Genomic DNA, 21778 nt, shown 5'->3' with positions numbered 1-21778 from the left:
CGGAGTGATTAGTTAATAAGTGTTCCATATGTCACAGATGAACATTAAACAACTGGCACTCTGCAGCTTGCTGCTCACCCTAGTGGGCTGCACCTACAATCCGTTCAAAACTGAGCCGGATACCACTGCAACTGTCGCTGAACCTCAACCTGTCTGCTCTGAGGCATGCAAAGCCGAGGCGGTAAAGCCGTTGCTAAAGGAGTACATAGAGCGGGAGTCCTCTTCAACCGGTCTACAGCTTGGCGCGTTTAAAGAGCCCATCGGTGCCAGTAAACTGATTCAACGCCTCAGCACTAACTATCCTGTTGTTTTTGAAAGCAGATCTCCAATTATCCGTGCAATCGAGCGGGATGGGACTACACTTTATAGAGTCATTCTCGGACCTTTCAGTGATCCCAGTGTCGCCGATGCCTTCTGTAAGTTGCTGCGCCAGCACTCTGAAGCTTGCTTCGCCACCACCTTTGATCGAGTGGATCTGAGAGTCGATCTAGTAGCGGATAGCTAATAACGACGTAAAGGATGCGCAATGAAGGGTGTGGTTTTTAATATCCTCGAGGATATGGTCACCGAGAAGGGTGGCTTGATGATGTGGCAAAAGGTTATCGATAAGGCCGGTGTCGACGGTGGTTACACCGCGGTATCGACATACAACGATGACGAGCTATTCGCTATAGTCGGTGCCGTGGTGGAAGAGCTTGAGCTGCCAGCCCAGACCGTGATCAGCGCCTTCGGGACCTATATGTTTGGCCAACTGGCCAGCCGCTACCCCGTCTTTGTCGACTCCTGCGATGACCTGTTCAGCTTTCTTGAGAGTATCGACTCGGTGATTCATCTCGAAGTGAGGAAGCTAATGACCGAGACCAACCTTCCCTCCATAAAATGTGAACGTATCGGCGATGAGCAGTTAGTTATGGACTACCGCTCGCCGCGCCGCCTCTGTGTATTGGCCGAGGGGCTGATTTATGGTGCCGCAGAACACTACAAAACACCGATCAAAATAGAGCACCCTGTCTGTATGCATGAGGGCTCAGACCACTGTGATATGCGGGTAAGTGTAACGCATGAGTGATGAAGCCGAGCTCTATCGCAAGGCCTACGAGCGTGAGCGCGAGGCGCGTAAAGCTGCAGAACAGATCGTAGAGAACCACACGCGTGAACTCTACCTTCAGAACCAAAAGCTGGAGGAGTCGCTTAAGCAACTCAAAGAGCAGCAGCGCGTGCTGGTGCAAAACGAGAAGCTAGCGATGTTAGGGACTTTGGCAGCTGGTATTGCCCATGAGATCAACAATCCTATGGCGTTTGTTCATGCCAACCTTGAATCACTATCGGACTACCTTGAGCCCTATCAAAAGCTCGTGGTGCTGCAGCGAGAGGCTTTAACGCTCTCACCCGAGCAGCAAGAGGCTGCTGCAGCTAAGATCGCCAAACATATGGCTGATGCTGATCTGGAGTTTTTTGAAGAGGAGCTTCCCGAGTTGATGGAGGACACGCGCGATGGACTTCAGTGCGTGCGTGAAATAGTGGCTAACCTTCGTAGCTTTGCACGTACACACACGCAGGAACGCCACCCTGAGGATATAGTGGCGGGCCTGCAATCGACACTTAAGCTATTAAATTCTCAGTTTCGTACCGAGGTGGTACTGCAGCAAGACCTTCAGCCTCTGCCGCTGGTGCACTGCAATATATCTGAGCTAAACCAGGTGTTTCTTAATCTGCTGGTTAACGCAGGTCATGCTGTCGAGGGTCGTAAGGGTGCGACCATCAGTATCGCTACTGCAGTAGCCAAGGACAAAGTGATCATCAAGATTGGGGATAACGGTATTGGCATGAGTGAGGAAGTTAAGGAGCAAATTTTCGTGCCTTTTTTCACCACAAAGCCCGTCGGTAAAGGTACCGGAATGGGGATGTCGATCGCTTACGGTATCATCGTCGACCACGGTGGCGAAATTGAAGTTGAATCGACTGAAGGTGAGGGGACCACCTTTACAATCACGCTGCCGATAGACGGTTAAACCGATGTTGAAAATAGATCACAAAAAAGTCGCTATCGAGCCGTTTATAACGATAAAAATTTTTTAATTTCAGGTTGAAAAAAACCAACTCTCACTCAGCCCGCGTCAGCTCTAGCGTTGGCCTGATTTCCCGTCGAAACCCAGAAAACAGATCCAAAAACAAGTATTGAAATGAATACTCATATCACTATATTGGGTGTCACGGGTTACACGAGGCACTATATATAGTGTTTTGTCTGTTTTTTAAGCATCAAGAAGACATTTGCGACAGTCGCTAATCTGCAGCGTTAGGAAATACTAACCTGGCCCCGATTAGATCGACATTGCGAGCGTCACAGAGCGGGTCAGCGACATGCAACAAGATCTAATGGTTACCAAACGCGACGGACGCAAAGAGCCGATCGATCTGGAGAAAATTCACAAGGTACTGATGTGGGCTGCCACTGGTCTTGATACAGTTTCGGTCTCCCAGGTTGAGCTGAGTTCGCACTTACAGTTCTTCGAAGGCATCAGCACCAGTGATATCCACGAGACGCTGATCAAATCCGCTGCGGATTTGATCTCGGAGGAAGCACCGGACTATCAGTACTTGGCTGCTCGCCTGTCAGTCTTCCACCTGCGCAAAAAAGCGTTTGGGGATTTTGAACCTCCACACCTCTTTGCCCATGTGCAGAAAATGGTTGGCGATAAGCGCTATGACCAGCACTTGCTTGAGGATTACACCGAGGCAGAGTTCAATCAGATGAACGACTACCTCAAGCACGACCGTGATATGAATTTCAGCTACGCGGCCGTCAAGCAGCTTGAGGGTAAGTACCTGCTACAGAACCGAGTAACCGGCGAGATCTATGAGAGCCCACAGCAGCTCTACATGTTGGTGGCGGCTTGTCTCTTCTCTAAATACCCACAAGAGACGCGCCTCGACTACATCAAGCGCTTCTATGACGCGTGCTCCGAGTTCAAATTGTCACTCCCCACCCCGATCATGGCGGGCGTGCGCACACCTACTCGCCAGTTCAGTTCGTGCGTGCTGATAGAGACCGGAGATAGCTTGGACTCGATCAACGCAACGTCGTCCGCGATTGTTAAATACGTCTCACAGCGAGCAGGTATTGGTATCAATGCAGGTCGCATTCGTGCGCTCGGGAGTCCAATTCGTAACGGAGAGGCTTTCCACACTGGCTGTATTCCGTTCTATAAGCACTTCCAGACCGCGGTAAAATCCTGTTCGCAGGGTGGTGTGCGCGGTGGTGCTGCGACCCTCTTCTACCCAATCTGGCACTACGAAGTTGAGTCACTGCTAGTGTTGAAGAACAACCGCGGTGTTGAAGAGAACCGCGTGCGTCACCTCGATTACGGTGTACAGCTCAACCGTCTGATGTACCAGCGCCTGATCAAGGGTGGCAACATCACACTGTTCAGCCCCCATGAGGTACCTGGTCTTTACGAGGCGTTTTTTGCGGATCAAGAGAAGTTTGAAGAGCTGTACGTCAAGTATGAAGCTGATCCAGACATCCGTAAGAAGACAATCAAGGCGGTCGAACTGTTCGGTATTCTGGCCTCTGAGCGCGCGTCAACAGGCCGTATCTACATTCAGAACGTAGACCACTGTAATACCCACAGCCCATTCGATCCGGCTGTTGCGCCGGTTAAGCAGTCAAACCTCTGCCTAGAGATTGCGCTGCCAACCAAACCGCTCAACGATGTGAATGACGAAGAGGGCGAGATCGCGCTCTGTACTCTCTCTGCATTTAACCTAGGCGCATTGAGTAACCTAGATGAGTTAGAGAACCTCGCAGATTTGATCGTGCGTGCTCTCGATAGCCTGCTGGACTATCAGGACTACCCGGTCCCTGCGGCATACAACGCGACAATGGGACGCCGTACTCTGGGTGTGGGTGTGACTAACCTCGCATACTACCTGGCGAAAAATGGCGTGAAGTACTCAGATGGCTCGGCGAATGGTTTGGTGCATCGCACTTTTGAAGCGATTCAGTACTTCCTGTTGAAGGCCTCTAACGGTCTCGCGAAAGAGCTGGGTGCCTGCCCTAAATTTAATGAGACCACTTACGCTAAAGGTCTGCTGCCGATCGACACCTACAAGCGTGAAGTGGATGAGTTCTGTGAAGAACCGCTGCACTACTTCTGGGAGACTCTACGCGAGGATATTCGTGAATTCGGTCTGCGTAACTCAACGCTGACCGCGTTGATGCCTTGCGAGACCTCATCACAGATTACTAACTCGACCAACGGTATCGAGCCCCCACGTGGTTTCGTATCAGTTAAATCGAGCAAAGATGGTGTGATGAAGCAGATTGTACCTGAGTACCTTGAGCTGAAAGGTAACTACGAGTTGCTCTGGAGCATCCCGAACAATGAAGGTTACCTGCAGTTGGTTGGCATCATGCAGAAGTTTGTCGATCAGGCGATCTCGGCGAACACCAACTACGATCCGGTGAAGTTTCCGAATGACAAGGTGCCGATGAAGCAGCTGCTCAAAGACCTGCTGACCGCATACAAGTACGGTTTGAAGACGCTCTACTACCACAACACCCGTGATGGTGCGTCGGATCAGCAGGATGAAGGTTGTGAAGGTGGAGCATGTAAGCTTTAAGGCGTGCAGCTATAGAAAATGGGTTTGTAGACCGGCGGTTTGCGGTCTGCGTATACACAATTGATCTTTTTAATGGAGTGGTTTTAAGCGTATGTCTTACTCTACTTTTAGTGCTAGTTCTCATGATGCTACGCTCGAGCCGATGTTTTTTGGGCGCAGCGTAAACGTGGCCCGTTACGACCGTCAGAAATACCCAATTTTCGAAAAATTGATCGAGAAACAGCTCTCGTTCTTTTGGCGCCCTGAAGAGGTGGACCTAAGCACCGACCGCAAGGACTTTATGGCGCTTCCAGAGCACGAGAAGCACATCTTCTTGTCAAATCTGAAGTACCAGACACTGCTGGACTCTGTGCAGGGGCGCTCACCTAACATCGCGTTTCTGCCGATCACTTCGCTGCCGGAACTTGAGACCTGGTTTGAGACCTGGGCGTTCTCAGAGACGATCCACAGTCGTTCGTACACGCATATCATCCGCAACATCGTAACCGAGCCGTCAGAAGTGTTCGATCAGATCGTCACCAACCCTGAGATTGTGCGTCGTGCCGAGTCGGTGACCCGTTTGTACGATGAGCTGATCGAGCTGGTCAATATTCACACCGTGCATGGTGCTGGCACCCACACCATTGATGGCAAAACGTACGACACTTCTGAGTACAACCTCAAAACCAAGCTCTACCTGACGCTGGTTTCGGTGAACGTACTCGAGGCCATCCGTTTTTATGTCAGCTTTGCTTGTTCGTTCGCCTTCGCTGAGCGTGCGCTGATGGAGGGTAATGCCAAGATCATTCGTTTGATCGCGCGTGACGAGGCACTACATCTGACCGGCACCCAGCATATGATCAACTTGATGAGTTCAGGCCGTGATGATGCTGACTTCAAACAGATCGCTGAGGAGTGCAAACCTCAAGTAATTGATCTGTTCCGCGAAGCAGCTGAGCAGGAGAAGGAATGGGCCGATTACCTCTTCAGTCAGGGCTCAATGATCGGTCTGAATGCGCGCATTCTTGGCGATTACGTGGAGTACATCACCAACGTTCGCATGAAGGCGATTGGCCTCGAAGAGCTCTTCCCGGTACGTACTAACCCTCTGCCATGGATGAACTCATGGCTGGTCAGTGATAACGTGCAGGTGGCGCCTCAAGAGTCTGAGATCAGCTCTTACCTTGTGGGCCAGATCGATGCGGATGTAGATACCGAAGACTTCGACGACTTCGATCTCTAAGAGGCTGTCGATGTCCGGTATCCCACGTATCAAGGTAAACCATCACCACACCTTCTACTATCAGTACGAGTTTTCGTTGCTTGATGCGTTGGAGGTGCAAGAGATACCGGCACAGTATAACTGCCGGGGTGGCTACTGCGGAGTCTGTAAAGTGCGGCTAATAGATGGTGAGGTCGAGGAGGTACAGGATATCTTAGTTGATCTGGCTGACGATGAGATTCTCACTTGCAGCTGCAGACCTAAAGGCCACATCGAAATTGAGTTACCTGAGTAAGTTGTTGAAACTAAAATAAAGCGCAAAAAATTATAAAAAAAGCAGGTTTTCGGACTTGCTTTTTTTAGTTCTACACAGGGCATGACATTTATGCCATCAATTAGGGCTATTTTGTAAATTTTCTTAAAAATCCCCGTTGACATACACAACCTATTGAAAAATAAGGGTTTTATTTTCGTGGTGATTTTTGCACCAATTCGCTGAAACCCCTGTAATTCCTGCCTTTGCGCTACTAATCCAAAAACAATTCACAGAGTTATCCACAGATGCTGTGGGTAACCTGTTTTGTGGATAAGTTTTTGGTTATGCACTGCAATGGTGCTCTCTCATATCGTCAAAACTGGCACATATCCTGCTTTTTTACTGGTATGAAAAAATATCGGATTTTGTGCCTCGATGGTGGCGGTATTCGAGGTTTTATAACAGCCCGCCTAATTGAACGCCTGCAGCAAGAGCATCCCGGTTGGCTAGAGCAGGTCGATCTGATCGCCGGCACCTCAACCGGAGGTTTACTAGCGCTTGCGCTTGCGAGTGGTAAATCACCGTCAGAGGTGTGTGAACTCTACGCAAACGCCGGCGAATCGATCTTTGATGACTCTCTGCTAGACGATCTAAAAGACCTAGGTCGGCTAGTGGGCGCGGACTACTCGAGTGCGCCACTGCAGAAGGAGCTTGAGCGTACCTTTGGGCAGCTGAGCTTAGCAGAGCTCGAGAAAAAAGTTGCGATACCGGCGTTCGATCTGGATAACCAGGCCGAAGATCCGGACAAACGCAGCTGGAAGCCGAAGATCTTTCATAACTTCATCGGGGATGACTCCGACGGAGATCAAAATGTTGCCAAGGTAGCGCTCTACACCAGTGCTGCACCAACTTATTTTCCATCGGCTGATGGTTATATTGATGGTGGCGTTTTTGCGAATAACCCGAGTCTGGTAGCTTTGGCGCAGGCGATTGCACAGGATAATCACCACTCTGAGCGGGCTGAGCTTGGTGAGGTGGTTCTGCTCTCCATCGGTACCGGAGCCGCGAAAAGTTATATTGAGGGCGAGACTCTCGATTGGGGCCTTACACAGTGGGGTGGCCATCTGATCGATCTGTTGATGGATGGTATGGCGGGGATTTCTGATTACCAATGTAAGCAGCTGCTGGGCGAGCGTTACGCGCGACTACAGGTTGCATTAGACGAGCCGATAGAGCTCGACGATCCAAATCAGATTCACCTAATGGATCGCATCGCCAGCCAACATCATCTGGGCGAAATGACAGAGTGGCTGCAAGAGCATTGGCTATAAATCAGGTAATACGCTTTCGTACGAGCGATCTGCGCGCAGCGCATGTTCGCGAAAATTAGCGAGGGGTCGGGAAATACGCTTCGCGTACATCCCTCCTAGAGATTCTTAAACAGCTCTAGCGCTTCTGGATTCGCGAGTGACTCAATGTTTTTCACCGGCTGGCCGGTCAGTACATTGCGCACGGCGAGTTCCACAATCTTACCGCTCTTTGTCCGAGGGATATCCGCTACCGCTTTGATAATGGCTGGCACATGACGCGGGGTGGTGTTGTCACGGATTGTGCTTTTGATACGGCTGATAAGCTCAGCGCTGAGCTCAACTTCAGGCCTCAGTACTACATAGAGCGCCACGACCACGTCACCGTTTTTAGGCAGCCCAACACAGATGCTATCGACCACCTCGCTGATCTTCTCAACCTGACGATAGATCTCTGCCGTGCCTATACGCACACCACCTGGATTTAGCACCGCGTCTGAGCGACCGTGAATAATCAGTCCACCGCGTGCCGTCAGTTCAGCGTAGTCGCCGTGTGCCCAAATGTTGTCGAAGGTCTCAAAATAGGCAGCCTGGTAGCGCTTACCCTCAGGGTCATTCCAAAAGCCGATAGGGCGGCTAGGGAAAGGGGCCGTGCAGACGAGTTCGCCTTTCTCTTCGCGCAAGGGCTGACCCTCATCGTCGAAGATATCGACCGCCATACCCAAGCCGCGCGCCTGCAACTCACCAGAGTAGACCGGCAGTGTGGGTACACCAAGCGCAAAGCAGGAGACAATATCGGTTCCGCCCGAGATAGATGCCAGATGCAGATCAGCTTTGACGTTTGAATAGACAAATTCGAAACTCTCGGGTGAGAGCGGAGAGCCGGTAGAGAGAATTGATCTTAGGCGATCGAGATTTACATTAGCTTTCGGTAGATAGCGGGCTGATTGAACAGCCGCCAGATACTTAGCGCTAGTGCCAAAGGCGGTTACACCCTCCTCATCGACAATCTTCCACAGTGCTGACGCACCCGGGTGGAAGGGTGAGCCGTCGAAGAGCACTAGAGAAGCGCCCACTGCTAACCCAGAAACCATCCAGTTCCACATCATCCAACCGCAGGTGGTGAAGTACATCAGCCGGCCATCTGGCCCTAGGTCAGTGTGCAACGCTAGCTCTTTAACATGCTGCAGCAGCGTGCCACCTGCACCGTGCACAATACACTTAGGAACGCCTGTGGTGCCGGAAGAGTAGAGAATATAGAGCGGGTGATCGAAGGGGAGTTCAACAAACTCAACCTCAGTCGCGCTTCTGTCCAACGCATCATTCCAACTGATCGCTTTGTCTATTGCCGATAGGTCAGGCGTCTCCTGTAGGAAGGGGTAGACCAGCAAAGCTTGGACGCTTGGAATTCGTTCAACAATTTCGGGAAGTTTTGGCAAGTTATCGATGCGCTTACCCGAGTAGTGGTAGCCATCCACGGTAATCAGAACTTTGGGTTCAACCTGACCAAAGCGGTCGACCACACCGTTGACGCCAAAATCGGGCGAACAGGAGGTCCAAACAGCACCCAGTGCGCTAGTCGCCAGCATCGCGATAACCGCCTCGGGCGCGTTGGGCAGATAGCCGGCAACACGATCACCGGCGGTTACACCCTGTGCTTTAAGATAGGATTGCAGCTGCGCTACCGCGATATAGAGCTGGGCGTAACTGAGAGCGCGGCGCGCTCCGTTCTCACCCCGGAACACAAGCGCTTCGGCATTATCTCGGCGTTTTAAGAGGTGGCGCGCAAAGTTTAGCCGAGCACCCTCAAACCACTTCGCATCGCGAATACCCACACCGCTATGAAGAGCATGTTGTGCGGGCGCGCTGAACTCGATATCACAGAATTCGCAGATCGCTTGCCAGAAGTCTCCTGAACCGTCGACGCTCCACTGCCAGAGTTCTGCGTAGTTTGTAAAATTTTGCTGATGTTCTGCACTCACATATTGAGTGAAGGCGCTCAAGCGCGTTGACGCGCAGCGCTCCTGCGAGGGTTGCCACAAGAGTTTAGACATCGTTCTTCCAACTATTCAGGGCGTTAGGATTTGACCACCATGACTGGGATCGGTGACAGGTTAACCACCTTATTCGCCACCGATCCCAATATACCTGACTTAACACCTGTTTGTTTATGGCTGGCCATAACAATTAGGTCCGCTTGGTGGCTCTGCGCTTGCTGCAGAATGGTTTCCGCTCTACCGCCCTCTTTAACGACCAACTCCAGGGTCAAGTTAGCATCGTTCAGATGGGTATCCGCGAAATCCTTAAGCTGACGCTCGATAGCATGAAATGCCTTATCAAAAGCGCCGTCAGGAAAAAAACTGCCCACGACCGGCATCTGATAGCCAGCTACGACAGTTAGAAGAACAAGTGTACCGCCGGCCGCACAGACCTTCGTTGCTTCTGCAACCGCATGGTCTGCGAATCCCTCTTCAGAGAGATCCACGGGTACGAGAATTTTGTTGTACATAGGAGTCTCCTCAGATGCTCGCCAGCTGGGCGCGTCTGCGACGCTGAAGTAGGGCGATGCCAATAAGTGCCAGCAGCGCGGGGATAAACATCCACTCTTTTGCAGGGCGCTTGGTCTCTACCGTTATGCCGGTGATATCGAAGCCAAAGTCGACTCCCGCTTTTTCAGCGGCACTACCGAAGTTCACCATCTGCACTATACGCTCATCACCGATGGCGTTGATCATTAGGCCCATCGACTGCAGGCGCGCGGTTGCATCGCCACTCGTATCATCAAGCTGCAGCGCCACGGTCTTATTGACCTCATCACCCTCGATGGCGATACCGTTGATGGTGAGTTGGATAAACTCGCCAGCCCCCAGTTTTTCAACTTCGGCCTCTAGCTGACTTGCCGGCAGCGATTGAGTGGGAGGATAGATTTCGTCCCACCAGAAACCGGGTCTGAACAGCGTAAAAGCAATCAGCACCAGCGCCAGAGACTCCCACAGGCGACTCTTAACCAGCCAGTACCCTTGGGTGGCCGCCGAGAAGACTAGAATGGCTACAATCGCACTGACCACGGTTAACAGCAGATCGAACACCGAGTTGATACCGATCAGCAACAACTGGGTATTAAAGATAAACATGAACGGCAGCACGGCCGTGCGGATATCGTAGGTGAAACCTTGAATACCGGTTTTGATTGGATCAGAGCGGCCAATCGCTGCAGCTGCAAAAGCCGCTAACCCCACCGGCGGCGTGTCGTCCGCCAGAATGCCAAAGTAGAAGACAAATAGATGCACGGCAATCAGCGGTACAATCAGCCCATTCTCGGCTCCGAGGTTAACGATGACCGGTGCCATCAACGTCGAGACAACAATGTAGTTTGCTGTTGTCGGCAGCCCCATCCCTAGGATGATGCAGATAATGGCCGTGAAAATTAGAATCAGTAGCAGATTACCGCCAGAGATGAACTCGACAAACTCAGTCATCATCTGGCCAAGCCCGGTTAGCGTCACGGTACCAACCACAATACCCGCTGCAGCAGTGGCGATACCGATGCCCACCATATTACGTGCGCCGGCGATCAACCCTTCGATGAAGTCGCTCCAGCAGACACCAAAGAGCGAGCCCCAGTCTGACTCGCCGCGGAACCAAGCCTTTAACGGCTTGTGCGTCAGTACCACAGCGATCAGCGATACCAGAGCGTAGAAAGCGGACTGCTGCGGAGAGTACTGTTTGACCGCGAGTGCCCAAAGCAGCACAACGATCGGCAGTGCGAAATAGAGTCCTGAATTTACTGTGGGTTTCACCTCGGGTAGATGATCAAGCTCAATACTATCGTCGTCCTCGGCCAGATCCGGGTAAGCGGCTGAGACTTTGATAAGCCAGAGATAGGCTGCAACTAACGCGGCCAGCATAACGAGGTAACCCGGGCTGCCCAACCAAGCTTCAAGCAGGTTAGAGCCGTAATAGACCACAGTCCCAAGTACCATGAGGATGAGAGTGCTGCTAAACCAAGAGAGCATGCGCTGCGCCAGAGTTGGCTTGTGTAAGCGCTCAATGCCCTGCATGTTAAGTTTCAGCGCTTCGAGGTGAACAATGTAGACCAGCGCAATGTATGAGATCAGCGACGGCAAAATTGCGTGTTTAATGACCTCAATGTAGGGAATGCCCACATACTCAACCATCAAGAAAGCTGCGGCGCCCATAATCGGTGGTGTTAGCTGGCCATTGGTCGATGCAGCTACCTCGATCGCGCCCGCTTTGGTTGATGGAAAGCCCACACGCTTCATCAGCGGAATAGTAAACGTACCAGTGGTGACAACGTTGGCGATGGACGAGCCCGAGATAATCCCGCTGAGCCCCGAAGCGACAACGGCCGCTTTAGCAGGACCGCCGCGCATATGTCCCAAAAGGGAAAATGACACCTTGATGAGGTAGTTACCCGCGCCGGCCTTATCAAGCAGTGACCCGAGTAGGACAAAAAGAAAGACGAAGGCGGTGGATACGCCCAACGCGACGCCAAATACCCCTTCGGTAGTTAGCCATTGATGTGACGCAACTTTGTTGAGGCTGGCGCCCTTGTGCGCAATGACGTCGGGCATGTACTGCCCACCGAAGGTGTAGATCAGAAATACAACGGCAACGACAACTAGTGGTGGCCCCAACGCGCGACGTGCGGCTTCTAGAAGCGCGACCATGCCCACTACGGCAACAACGACATCGGTGGTGGTCGGCGCGCCAAGCCGATCGGCAATATCATTGCGCAAGATAAAGAGGTACATACAGGCGGCTGCGCCGCCAATCGCAAGCAGCAGGTCTAGCGTGCTGATGCGTGTGCGGTCCGAATGACGGCCCGCAGGAAATAGGGAGAATGTCAGGAAAATAGCGAAAGAGAGGTGGATAAACTTCGCTTGATCCTCATTCAACGTGCCGAAGTTGAAGATGAACGGCAGGGGGGAGGCGTACCAGAGCTGAAAAGCTGACCAAGCGATCAGCAGCGTAATGACCAGTTTGTGCTGAAAGCCCAAGAGTGAACGCGCACCGGTTTCAGATTTAAGAAGATCATCAACAACCTGATTGTCGGTGGCTGCACTGTTGGTTTGGCTCATACTCTTATCCTCAGGGGGTAAAACAGAGCAGGGCACTGAGATTATCAGGCCCTGCTAGGTGACGCGTGTAAATCAGCGATGATGCAGTATTACATCAGGCCTGCTTCTTTGTAGTACTTCGCAGCACCTGCGTGCAGAGGCGCAGAAAGACCATCTTTGATCATCTCCTCTTTCTTCAGGTTAGCGAATGCTGGGTGCAGCTTTTTGAAGTCGTCGAAGTTTTCGAAGACCGCTTTAACGACTTGGTAAACAACCTCTTCTGGCACTGCAGTTGAGCTAACAAAGGTTGCGCCCACACCGAAGGTCATTACATCTTCCGCGTTGCCGTTGTACATGCCGCCTGGAATGGTTGCTGAGCGGTAGTAGTCGTTCTCATCAATCAGCATTTTTACAGCTGGACCAGAAACATCAACGAGGACGCTGTCACATGAGGTTGTCGCTTCCTGGATAGAGCCGCTTGGGTGACCAACAGTGAAGACCATCGCATCGATCTTGTTATCACATAGCGCTTTAGACTGCTCAGCTGACTTAAGTTCTGAAGCCAGAGCAAAGTCATCCATAGTCAGACCTTTGGCTGCCATCAGGACTTCCATAGTGCCGCGCTGGCCTGAACCTGGGTTACCCACGTTGACACGCTTGCCTTTGAGGTCGTCAAAGGTTTTGATGCCGGCATCAGCGCGAGCAACAACGGTGAATGGCTCAGGGTGAACCGAGAATACCGCGCGCAGATCTTCAAATTTACCCGCTTCCTCAAACTTGCTAGTGCCGTTGTAAGCGTGGAACTGCCAGTCAGACTGGGCAACACCCATATCCAGCTCGCCTGCGCGAATGGCATTGATGTTGTAAACCGAACCGCCGGTAGACTCTACCGAACAACGAATACCATGATCTTTACGATCTTTGTTTACCAGACGACAGATCGCACCACCCGTTGGGTAGTAGACGCCAGTAACACCACCGGTACCGATGGTAATAAACTGCTGTGCCTGAGCTGGCGCAGTGCTGAGTACTGCAGCAAGGCCTGCACCAACTAACACCGATTTCATTTTTGTCATGTTTTTTTCCTCGTTGTTAATATGTGGATACTATCCACGTTAGTCTAGTTGAGAACCGCACTAATGTCGGATGTCTCACCAGTTGCTAGTAGCTGCTCTCGCACCTCCTTGGTAGAGAGCGGCTGAATCTTTTCCATCTGAATACTGCGGTAGAGCTGTTTCACCTGAGTGGCATTGTCTTGTGCAAGACGGCCATCACCGGCGAAGAGATTGTTCTCAAAGCCTACCCGCGCATCACCGCCCAGACGTACGGCTTCGACTAGACAGTCATGCTCACGCTCTCCAAAAGCGCACACAGCCCAGCGAACGGGCTTTAGCTTCCAGAGGTGCGGAACAAAGGGTGTTAAATCTTCGGGTGTCGAGTGCATGCCGGGTGAGTAGCGACCCAAAACGAACAGCAGGTGGTGGTTCTGCGCAGGCAGCAGGCCGCGCTCGCGCAGGTCAAGGTAGTAAAGCAGGTCTTGCGCAGAGTAGAGAATATATTGCGCAATAATTCCGGTATTACTGACCCAGGTGAAGAACTCACTAGCGCGCTGTTCATGCTCTTCAGACGGGATGAGCTCGCGTAAGCCAAAAGAGGCCGCTTCGGGTTGGAGCTCACGGATCAACTGCATCTGGGCTTCGGGGCGATAGATGCCTATAGCCTCGGTTGTAACCTGCACCAGCATCCGGTCAGCAACAGCAGCTTTTACCGCGGCGTAGGTGGCACGGTTGTCATCGATCTCAAGTGAGTGGCTACCGTCCGCTTTGCGCGCGTGCATATGAATCATTGCAGCGCCCGCATCGGCACAGGCCAGTGCGACCTCAGCCAGCTCAGCCGGCGTCATCGGCAGAGCCGGATGATCATCTTTGGTGCGGCGCGCACCGTTGGGCGCGACAATTACAAACGGGCGAGTAGAGGATGGAGCCACTTAACTACACTCTCCAGCAGCAATAGCACACTGCTTGTCGATAGCTTCTCCAAGCTTAGTTACGAGCTCGTCCAGTTGAGGCTCATCAATAATGTAAGGCGGTGCCAGTAGAATGTGGTGGCCAAGTTTTCCGTCAATGGTTCCAGCCGAGGGATAGCACATCAGACCCAACTCCATCGCTTTACGCTTGATGTTAGAGTCCAGTTTACTGGCCGGGCCAAAAGGTACCTTAGTCTCTCTATCCGAGACAAGCTCTACCCCTAAAAACAGGCCGCGACCACGGATATCTCCAACATAAGGGCACTCAGCAAAGCGCTGTTTAAGCATCTCTAGCAGCTTGCCGCCCGTGGGGGTTACCCGCTTGAGCACGCCTTCGTGCTCAAGCGCGTCCATTACCGCAATTGAGCCGGCCATTGCTGTGGTGTGCGCCAAGTAGGTGTGGCCATGTTGGAAGAAGCCACTGCCACCGGCTATCGTGTCATGAATCTCGGAGGTCAGAAGCATGGCGCCGATCGGCTGGTAACCAGCACCCAAGCCCTTAGCGATTGCAACGATATCTGCGGTGACATCGTCCTGTTCATGCGCGTAGAAGGTGCCGGTGCGGCCAGAGCCACACATCACTTCGTCCAAGATCAGTAGCACACCGTATCTGTCGCAGATCTGGCGTACGCGCTGGAAGTAGCCCTCAACGGCAGGCACTGCCCCAGCTGTAGCACCGACGACCGGTTCAGCGACGAATGCCATGACGCTATCTGAGCCCAGCTCTAGAATCTGTCGCTCTAGTTCATCGGCGACACGCTGGCCATATTCAAACTCGCTCTCATTGGCGCGCATATCTCGATAGGCGTAGCAGGGCGAGATATGCTCTACGTCGATCAGCAAGGGCGCGAAGGGCGCCCGGCGCCATGCATTGCCGCCAACCGCCAGTGCGCCCAGAGTATTGCCGTGGTAGCTCTGGCGACGTGCAATGAAGTGTTTACGCTGGGGTTCGCCGCGCTCAACAAAGTACTGGCGAGCAATCTTCAGCGCCGACTCCATCGCCTCTGAGCCACCGCTAACAAAGTAGACATGGTTGAGCTGGCCTGGCGCGCGAGCGATCAGTCGATCAGCCAAGTGCTCGGCAGGCTCTGAGGTGAAAAACGAGGTGTGGGCGTAGGCAACCTGATCAATCTGTTTGTGCAGCGCTGCACGCACGCCCGCGTGGCTATGACCCAGACAAGAGACCGCAGCACCACCGCTGGCATCCAAATACTGCTTACCGTTGGTATCAAAGAGATAGACACCGTCGCCGCGAGCGACCGTAGCTAGAGGGGTGTGACAGTGTCTGTGCAGAACGTGGCTCATAAGCGCTCCCAATTTGAGCATGCCATTAAACGTGGCTTCCCTCGATGAGCCAAACGATATAATCTCGCAGGGTATTACTTAAATTCATACCCTGAGTGAGTCTCTCTATATGGCAAGTGCACTCCCGCCACTTAAAGCGCTGCAAACTTTTGAAGTTGCAGCACGCCGCCTCAGTTTCTCTAAAGCAGCTGAAGAGCTCTACGTCACTCAAGGTGCGGTGAGCAAACAGATCAAATTGCTAGAGGAGTATCTTGAACGCGCGCTATTTGAGCGCAGTGCGGCGGGGCTAAAACTCACGAATGAGGGGCGGGAGTATCTCTCCGCTATCAGCGAATCACTGGAGACCATCCGCAAAGCAACTACGCGCGTGCAGCAGTCAAAAGGTGATAAAACAGATTTCCGACTCGACGTTATCCCTTCGTTCAGCATGCTCTGGCTGATACCACGACTCGAGCAGTTACAGGCTTACCTTCCCGAGTTGAACCTCACCCAAGTAGTGGGCGATGGCCCCTACAAATTCGAAGCGAATAGCGCCGACATGGCGATTCGCTGCCTGCCACTTTCGCTCTCTATGCATAATGCTGAGCTTCTCGCCTCCGAGACATTAGTGCCGGTGATTCATGCCAGCCTGCTCGAGAAGAATCCGATTGTAGAGCCCGAAGATCTGTTGAAACCCCCTTTGCTGGCGCACATCACACGGCCTCAGCTATGGATCAGTTTCTTGAAGAATCTCGGTATTACTAATCTGTCCGAACCCTATTACAGGCATGGGTTCGAACACTTTTACATGTCTCTAGAGGCCGCGAAATTGAAGCAGGGAATCGCGTTGATACCGGACTTTATGGCGAATGATGCCTTGGCGAGTGGAGAGCTAGTATCGCCGCTCGATATTCACTACCCCAGTGGATATGGCTTCTACTTTTTGACGCCTACCTATCAAGCGCACAACTCCACCATACTGAAGTTTTTAGATTGGTTGAAAACTGAACTCGCGCTGCAATCCGCAAAATAGAGCTTCCTTATCGGGCCGCCTCGGGAGTATATTCGCGCCAAAATTGAGAGAGGGAGTTAGCTCCGATGAGCTCCGTAGTCTACGTCAATGGCGAGCTATTGCCTGAGTCAGAAGCAAAGCTGTCGGTCTTTGATCGAGCCACACTTTTTGGTGATGCGGTATATGAAGTATCTTCTGTAATAAACGGGCAACTCATTGATAATAAATCTCATCTTGAGCGCTTGGATCGTTCGCTAGCGGCGCTCTCTATGCCCAAACCTTGCTCTAATGCAGAGCTGGTTAAGATTCAAGAAACGCTGATAGAGAAGAATGGACTGACTGAAGGTGTTGTATACCTTCAGATCTCTCGCGGCGTCGCTGATCGCGATTTTCTGTTCCCCGAGAAGCCACAGCCGTCACTGGTCATGTTCACCCAACGTAAAAATATTCTCGCGTTGGATATCGACCAATCCGCCCTGCGCGTTATAACGCTGCCCGACCTAAGGTGGGGGCGACGCGATATCAAAACGGTCGGTCTTTTATACTCGTCAATGGCCAAGACCGAAGCCAAGAAGCAGGGTGCTCAGGATGCCTGGCTGGTTGACGATCAGGGCTATATTACCGAAGCGACCTCAAGTAACGCGTTTATCCTGACTCAAGAGAATGAGCTGCTAACGCGCAATACCAGCCATGACATTCTGCACGGCATCACGCGTCAGGCAGTTATCCTTTTAGCTGAGAGTACGGGACTAACGCTGGTCGAGCGCCCGTTCACACCCGAGGAGGTGTATAACGCGAAAGAGGCCTTCTCGACCTCGGCTTCAACCTTCGTTATGCCTGTTGTGGAAATAGATTCCCACCGCATTGGCGAAGGCAGTGTGGGACCGATCGCACGGCAATTGCGGCAGATATATATCGGTACGGCAAGCACTCTGTAGCTAAGCCTGCATGCAAATACTGCACTGTAATAACAGCGCGCGCGTTCTATACTGTAATGAGTGCCACAGAGGAAAGTAGTATGCAGAGCGACAACATGGATAGAGATGAAGCACCACAGGGTGCCGAATCACCTCCAGTTCTCGGCAAAATCCCCGGGCCCGTTGTTGAGGCCATGAGTCTGGTAATGCAGGAAGCTCACAGGGCAGCCGCCGCCGATTTGAAGAGCGCAAAACAAGCACTTGCTGCCGATCGTGCTGCTTTCGAAGCGCAGCGAACTGAGCTTGAGTCGAGCTTGAGCGAGGCCAAGGCCGCGGTTGAAGCGGAGAAGGCCGCGCACCAGCAGACTATCGAGAACTCCGAATCTTTGCGCAGCGCGGCGCAGCAGCACAATGACGTTGTCACTAAACTGCAGCAAGAGCGCGATGCGCTGCAGCAGCGCTGCATCCAACTGGAGACCCAAGTCGCTGAACTGAGCGACAAAGGCGCAACCCGAGCGCAAGAGCAGGCGCGTCTTACCGTGGAGCAAAAACACCTGGCGTCAGAATTAGCGACCTCTCAAGAGAACCTGGCTGCAACCGAGAAGCGTCGACTAGAGACCGCGGATCGTCTCAAGAAAGCGCAGCTAGAGATCTACACCCTCAAAGCGGAGGTAGCGGAACTGAAACGGCTGAAACGCGCGCCGGCTCAATCAGAACCTACTCAAGACTAAGCCTCTCGACGTGCAAATGCTGATAAGGCTTAGCGCTGTTGAAAGCCTTGCGGCTGCTCTGATTTGGTTGGTTTCCATCCAGGGTCACTCCCAAACCCTTTCCCTGTTTGAGAGGGCCATCATAAAGCTCAATGGACAGAGTCTAGTCGTAGAAGTTGCCAGCAGTGAAGAGGCTCGAGAACAAGGCCTCTCATTGCGCTCCAGCCTGCCGGCCGACCACGGAATGCTGTTTGTCTTTGCGCGTGAGGAGGTGCAGTACTTCAGCATGCACAATACCCACTTCAACCTAGATATCGCCTTTTTTGATCGACATAAACGTTTGGTAGATGTTGCTGAACTTACAGCGCTAGATAGCCGAACAACCGCTAGCAGAGTGCCAGCACTTTATGCATTGGAGGTAAATTCGGGTTGGCTTGAGAGGCATCAAATTGAGGTAGGACACACTTTTTCGCTGCTGCCTATGTCCGGGGACTTGTGAGAAATCAGCGTGATCTAGGAATAAAAAAACCGGCCCAACTAGGCCGGTTTTTTGTCTGAGGTCGGGAAATAGACTGCGCCTACATCCCTCCTACAGTGTCTTAGGCTTCGACAGTTGGGATCACTGAAGAGGCTTTGCCTACGTATGCTTCCATCTGATCGAAGTTGAGGTAGCGGTAGATATCGCCAGCCATGCTATCGATCTTCTGCGCGTACTCCATGTACTCAGCAACCGTTGGCAGTTTGCCCTCCAGAGCTGCTACAGCTGCCAGTTCAGCAGATGCCAGGAATACGTCAGCGCCATCACCCAGGCGGTTAGGGAAGTTACGCGTTGAAGTAGAGACTACAGTCGACTTCGCTGCAACACGTGCCTGGTTACCCATACAGAGTGAACAACCTGGCATCTCCATACGCGCACCGGCTTTACCGAAGATGTTGTAGTAACCCTCTTCAGTCAGCTGAGCGGCATCCATCTTAGTCGGCGGTGCAATCCACATGCGTGTTGGGATTGACTGACCAGACGCTTCCAGCAGTTTCCCTGCAGCGCGGAAGTGACCAATGTTGGTCATACAAGAGCCGATGAACACTTCGTTGATCTCTGCGCCCTGTACTTCAGACAGCAGTCGAGCATCATCTGGATCGTTTGGAGCACAGAGGATTGGCTCTTTGATCTCAGACATGTCGATCTCGATAACAGTTGCGTACTCAGCATCAGCGTCAGCACGCATCAGGCTTGGGTTCGCCAGCCACTCTTCCATGCCCTTGATACGGCGTGAAATGGTACGCGCATCGCCGTAACCTTCAGCCAACATCCACTTGAGCATTACGATGTTAGAGCGTAGGTACTCTGCAACTGACTCTTCGCCCAGAGTGATAGTACAGCCAGCAGCTGAACGCTCTGCAGATGCGTCAGACAGTTCGAACGCCTGCTCTACAGTCAGATCTTCCAGACCTTCAATCTCCAGTACGCGGCCAGAGAAGATGTTCTTCTTACCGGCTTTAGCAACGGTCAGGTGACCGGCTTTGATTGCGTAGTAAGGGATCGCATGTACCAGGTCGCGCAGAGTGATGCCTGGGTTACGCTTACCTTTGAAGCGAACCAGTACAGACTCAGGCATATCCAGTGGCATTACGCCAGTCGCAGCTGCGAATGCAACCAGACCCGAACCTGCTGGGAATGAGATACCCAGTGGGAAACGGGTGTGTGAGTCACCGCCAGTACCGACAGTATCCGGCAGCAGCATGCGGTTCAGCCATGAGTGGATTACACCGTCACCTGGACGCAGTGATACACCGCCGCGGTTCATGATGAAGTCTGGCAGAGTGTGGTGAGTGTTTACGTCAACTGGCTTAGGGTAAGCCGCTGTGTGACAGAAAGACTGCATAGTCAGATCAGCTGAGAAGCCCAGACATGCGAGGTCTTTCAGTTCGTCACGCGTCATAGGACCGGTAGTGTCCTGTGAGCCAACGGTAGTCATCTTAGGTTCGCAGTACATGCCTGGACGTACACCGTCCATGCCGCACGCTTTACCGACCATCTTCTGCGCGAGGGTGTAGCCCTTGCCAGTGTCAGCAGGCTGCTGTGGCTTGCGGAACAGGTCAGAAGGACCCATGCCCAGTGCTTCACGTGCCTTCTCAGTCAGACCACGACCGATGATCAGTGGGATACGACCGCCAGCCTGAACTTCGTCAATCAGAACCTGAGTTTTCAGTTCGAACTCGCTGATCACTTCGTCAGTGCCGTGGCGAGTTACTTTGCCCTGGTAGGGGTAAACGTCGATTACGTCGCCCATGTTCAGCTCATCCACTGGCATCTCGATCGGCAGAGCGCCTGCATCTTCCATGGTGTTGTAGAAGATTGGAGCGATCTTACCGCCGAAGCAGTAGCCGCCAGCGCGCTTGTTAGGCACGTTGGGGATATCGTCGCCGAAGAACCATAGCACAGAGTTAGTAGCAGACTTACGCGAAGAACCTGTGCCTACAACGTCACCGACGTAAGCAACTGGGAAGCCTTTAGCTTTAACTTCTTCGATCTGCTTTAGAGGACCAACAGATCCAGGGACTTCAGGGTTGATGCCTTCACGTTCCATCTTCAGCATCGCGTTCGCGTGCAGAGGGATGTCAGGACGCGACCAAGCGTCTGGTGCTGGTGACAGGTCATCAGTGTTAGTTTCGCCCGGTACTTTGAATACAGTAACGGTGATCTTCTCAGCCAGCTCTGGCTTCGAGGTGAACCATTCGCCTGCAGCCCAAGACTCCATGATCTGCTTAGCGTAGGTGTTGCCTGCAGTCATCTTCTCCTGAACGTCGTGGAATGCATCGAACATCAGCAGGGTATGAGACAGGGCTTTGGCAGCTGTAGGCGCAAGGGCGTCAACGTCCAGGCAGTCGATCAGGGGCTGGATGTTGTAACCGCCCAGCATAGTGCCCAGAAGTTCTACCGCTTTAACAGCATCAATCAGAGGTGAGCTTGCTTCGCCTTTCGCGATTGCAGCAAGGAAGCCCGCTTTTACGTAGGCCGCCTGGTCGACACCTGCTGGTACACGGTTAGTGATCAGGTCCAGCAGAAACTCCGCTTCACCCGCAGGTGGGTTTTTCAGAAGTTCAACGAGAACAGTGGTCTGCTCAGGATCCAGTGGTTTTGGTGGCACGCCTTCTGCGGCACGCTCTTCTACGTGTTTACGGTAAGCTTCAAGCACGATTTCGCCCTCATCAATAACATTGCCCAAACCCTTGTGAGGCCTGGGTCGATACCCCTTGTGGATATCGATGGTGTAAATTCCGGCGCATATTTTACCGCAAGTGCGAAAGCGGCGCTTTAATACTTTGGCTGAGAGTAATGAGGTGGTAAGAACCAATT

18 protein-coding genes are annotated in these 21778 nt (G+C 52.5%); 11 read left to right on the top strand and 7 right to left on the bottom strand.

Annotation, left to right across the window (positions count from 1 at the left end; genetic code table 11):
• The first annotated feature begins 28 nt into the window (after positions 1–28).
• From AC1WNR_RS09035 to AC1WNR_RS09005, 7 genes are all read left to right on the top strand, one after another.
• Positions 29–505 carry an SPOR domain-containing protein gene (locus AC1WNR_RS09035; protein WP_481644170.1) on the top strand — a complete coding sequence of 159 codons (477 nt, stop codon included), beginning with the start codon at positions 29–31 and terminating at the stop codon, positions 503–505.
• Positions 506–526: 21 nt separating this feature from the next.
• Positions 527–1069, top strand: a complete 543-nt coding sequence (locus tag AC1WNR_RS09030; protein WP_481644169.1) for a heme NO-binding domain-containing protein — start codon at positions 527–529, stop codon at positions 1067–1069.
• Positions 1062–2012, top strand: coding sequence for a sensor histidine kinase (locus AC1WNR_RS09025; protein WP_481644168.1), 951 nt, complete (start codon positions 1062–1064; stop codon positions 2010–2012). Before AC1WNR_RS09030 ends, AC1WNR_RS09025 begins: the two co-directional genes overlap by 8 nt.
• Positions 2013–2364: 352 nt before the next feature.
• The gene (nrdA, locus tag AC1WNR_RS09020; protein WP_481644167.1) at positions 2365–4626 is read left to right on the top strand and encodes a class 1a ribonucleoside-diphosphate reductase subunit alpha; all 2262 of its coding nucleotides are present in this window, start codon (positions 2365–2367) and stop codon (positions 4624–4626) included.
• A gap of 91 nt (positions 4627–4717) precedes the next feature.
• Entirely contained in the window at positions 4718–5848 is a 1131-nt protein-coding gene (gene nrdB, locus AC1WNR_RS09015) for a class Ia ribonucleoside-diphosphate reductase subunit beta (RefSeq protein WP_481644166.1), read from the top strand.
• A 10-nt stretch (positions 5849–5858) separates the two neighbouring features.
• Complete coding sequence (gene yfaE / locus AC1WNR_RS09010; protein ID WP_481644165.1) at positions 5859–6122, top strand: class I ribonucleotide reductase maintenance protein YfaE; 264 nt, start codon at positions 5859–5861, stop codon at positions 6120–6122.
• Positions 6123–6490: 368 nt separating this feature from the next.
• On the top strand, positions 6491–7414 hold the full coding sequence (locus AC1WNR_RS09005) for a patatin-like phospholipase family protein (RefSeq protein ID WP_481644164.1): 924 nt from the start codon (positions 6491–6493) through the stop codon (positions 7412–7414).
• A gap of 95 nt (positions 7415–7509) precedes the next feature.
• Here the strand turns inward: AC1WNR_RS09005 and AC1WNR_RS09000 are convergent, their stop codons facing one another.
• From AC1WNR_RS09000 to AC1WNR_RS08975, 6 genes are all read right to left on the bottom strand, one after another.
• The gene (locus tag AC1WNR_RS09000; RefSeq protein ID WP_481644163.1) at positions 7510–9444 is read right to left on the bottom strand and encodes an acetoacetate--CoA ligase; all 1935 of its coding nucleotides are present in this window, start codon (positions 9442–9444) and stop codon (positions 7510–7512) included.
• Positions 9445–9467: 23 nt separating this feature from the next.
• The gene (locus tag AC1WNR_RS08995) at positions 9468–9899 is read right to left on the bottom strand and encodes a universal stress protein (RefSeq protein WP_481644162.1); all 432 of its coding nucleotides are present in this window, start codon (positions 9897–9899) and stop codon (positions 9468–9470) included.
• Between the two features lie 10 nt (positions 9900–9909).
• Positions 9910–12492 (bottom strand): TRAP transporter permease, encoded by a 2583-nt coding sequence (locus AC1WNR_RS08990; RefSeq protein WP_481644161.1) that lies wholly within the window; start codon positions 12490–12492, stop codon positions 9910–9912.
• Positions 12493–12581: 89 nt separating this feature from the next.
• On the bottom strand, positions 12582–13547 hold the full coding sequence (locus AC1WNR_RS08985; protein ID WP_481644160.1) for a TAXI family TRAP transporter solute-binding subunit: 966 nt from the start codon (positions 13545–13547) through the stop codon (positions 12582–12584).
• Positions 13548–13591: 44 nt separating this feature from the next.
• Positions 13592–14458, bottom strand: a complete 867-nt coding sequence (locus AC1WNR_RS08980; RefSeq protein ID WP_481644159.1) for a beta-keto acid cleavage family enzyme — start codon at positions 14456–14458, stop codon at positions 13592–13594.
• Positions 14459–15802 carry an aspartate aminotransferase family protein gene (locus AC1WNR_RS08975; protein ID WP_481644158.1) on the bottom strand — a complete coding sequence of 448 codons (1344 nt, stop codon included), beginning with the start codon at positions 15800–15802 and terminating at the stop codon, positions 14459–14461. It lies immediately after the preceding gene.
• A 109-nt stretch (positions 15803–15911) separates the two neighbouring features.
• On the opposite strand from AC1WNR_RS08975, the gene AC1WNR_RS08970 reads away from it, so the two are divergent.
• The 4 genes from AC1WNR_RS08970 to AC1WNR_RS08955 all read left to right on the top strand — a co-directional run bounded on the left by AC1WNR_RS08970 (position 15912) and on the right by AC1WNR_RS08955 (position 18919).
• Positions 15912–16814 carry a LysR substrate-binding domain-containing protein gene (locus tag AC1WNR_RS08970; RefSeq protein ID WP_481644157.1) on the top strand — a complete coding sequence of 301 codons (903 nt, stop codon included), beginning with the start codon at positions 15912–15914 and terminating at the stop codon, positions 16812–16814.
• A gap of 65 nt (positions 16815–16879) precedes the next feature.
• Positions 16880–17731, top strand: coding sequence for a D-amino-acid transaminase (locus tag AC1WNR_RS08965; protein WP_481644156.1), 852 nt, complete (start codon positions 16880–16882; stop codon positions 17729–17731).
• 80 nt (positions 17732–17811) lie between these two features.
• A complete protein-coding gene (locus AC1WNR_RS08960; protein WP_481644155.1) occupies positions 17812–18441 on the top strand; it encodes a DNA-binding protein in 630 nt (209 codons plus the stop codon).
• 16 nt (positions 18442–18457) lie between these two features.
• Positions 18458–18919, top strand: coding sequence for a DUF192 domain-containing protein (locus tag AC1WNR_RS08955; protein ID WP_481644154.1), 462 nt, complete (start codon positions 18458–18460; stop codon positions 18917–18919).
• Positions 18920–19019: 100 nt separating this feature from the next.
• On the opposite strand, the gene acnB is transcribed toward AC1WNR_RS08955, so the two are convergent.
• The gene (acnB, locus tag AC1WNR_RS08950) at positions 19020–21617 is read right to left on the bottom strand and encodes a bifunctional aconitate hydratase 2/2-methylisocitrate dehydratase (protein WP_481645381.1); all 2598 of its coding nucleotides are present in this window, start codon (positions 21615–21617) and stop codon (positions 19020–19022) included.
• Positions 21618–21778: the final 161 nt, after the last annotated feature.

Source organism: Marinobacterium marisflavi (genome assembly GCF_982447095.1).
The sequence above is the reverse complement of the archived record's forward strand: the minus strand, read 5'-3'. Positions and strand labels throughout refer to the sequence as shown.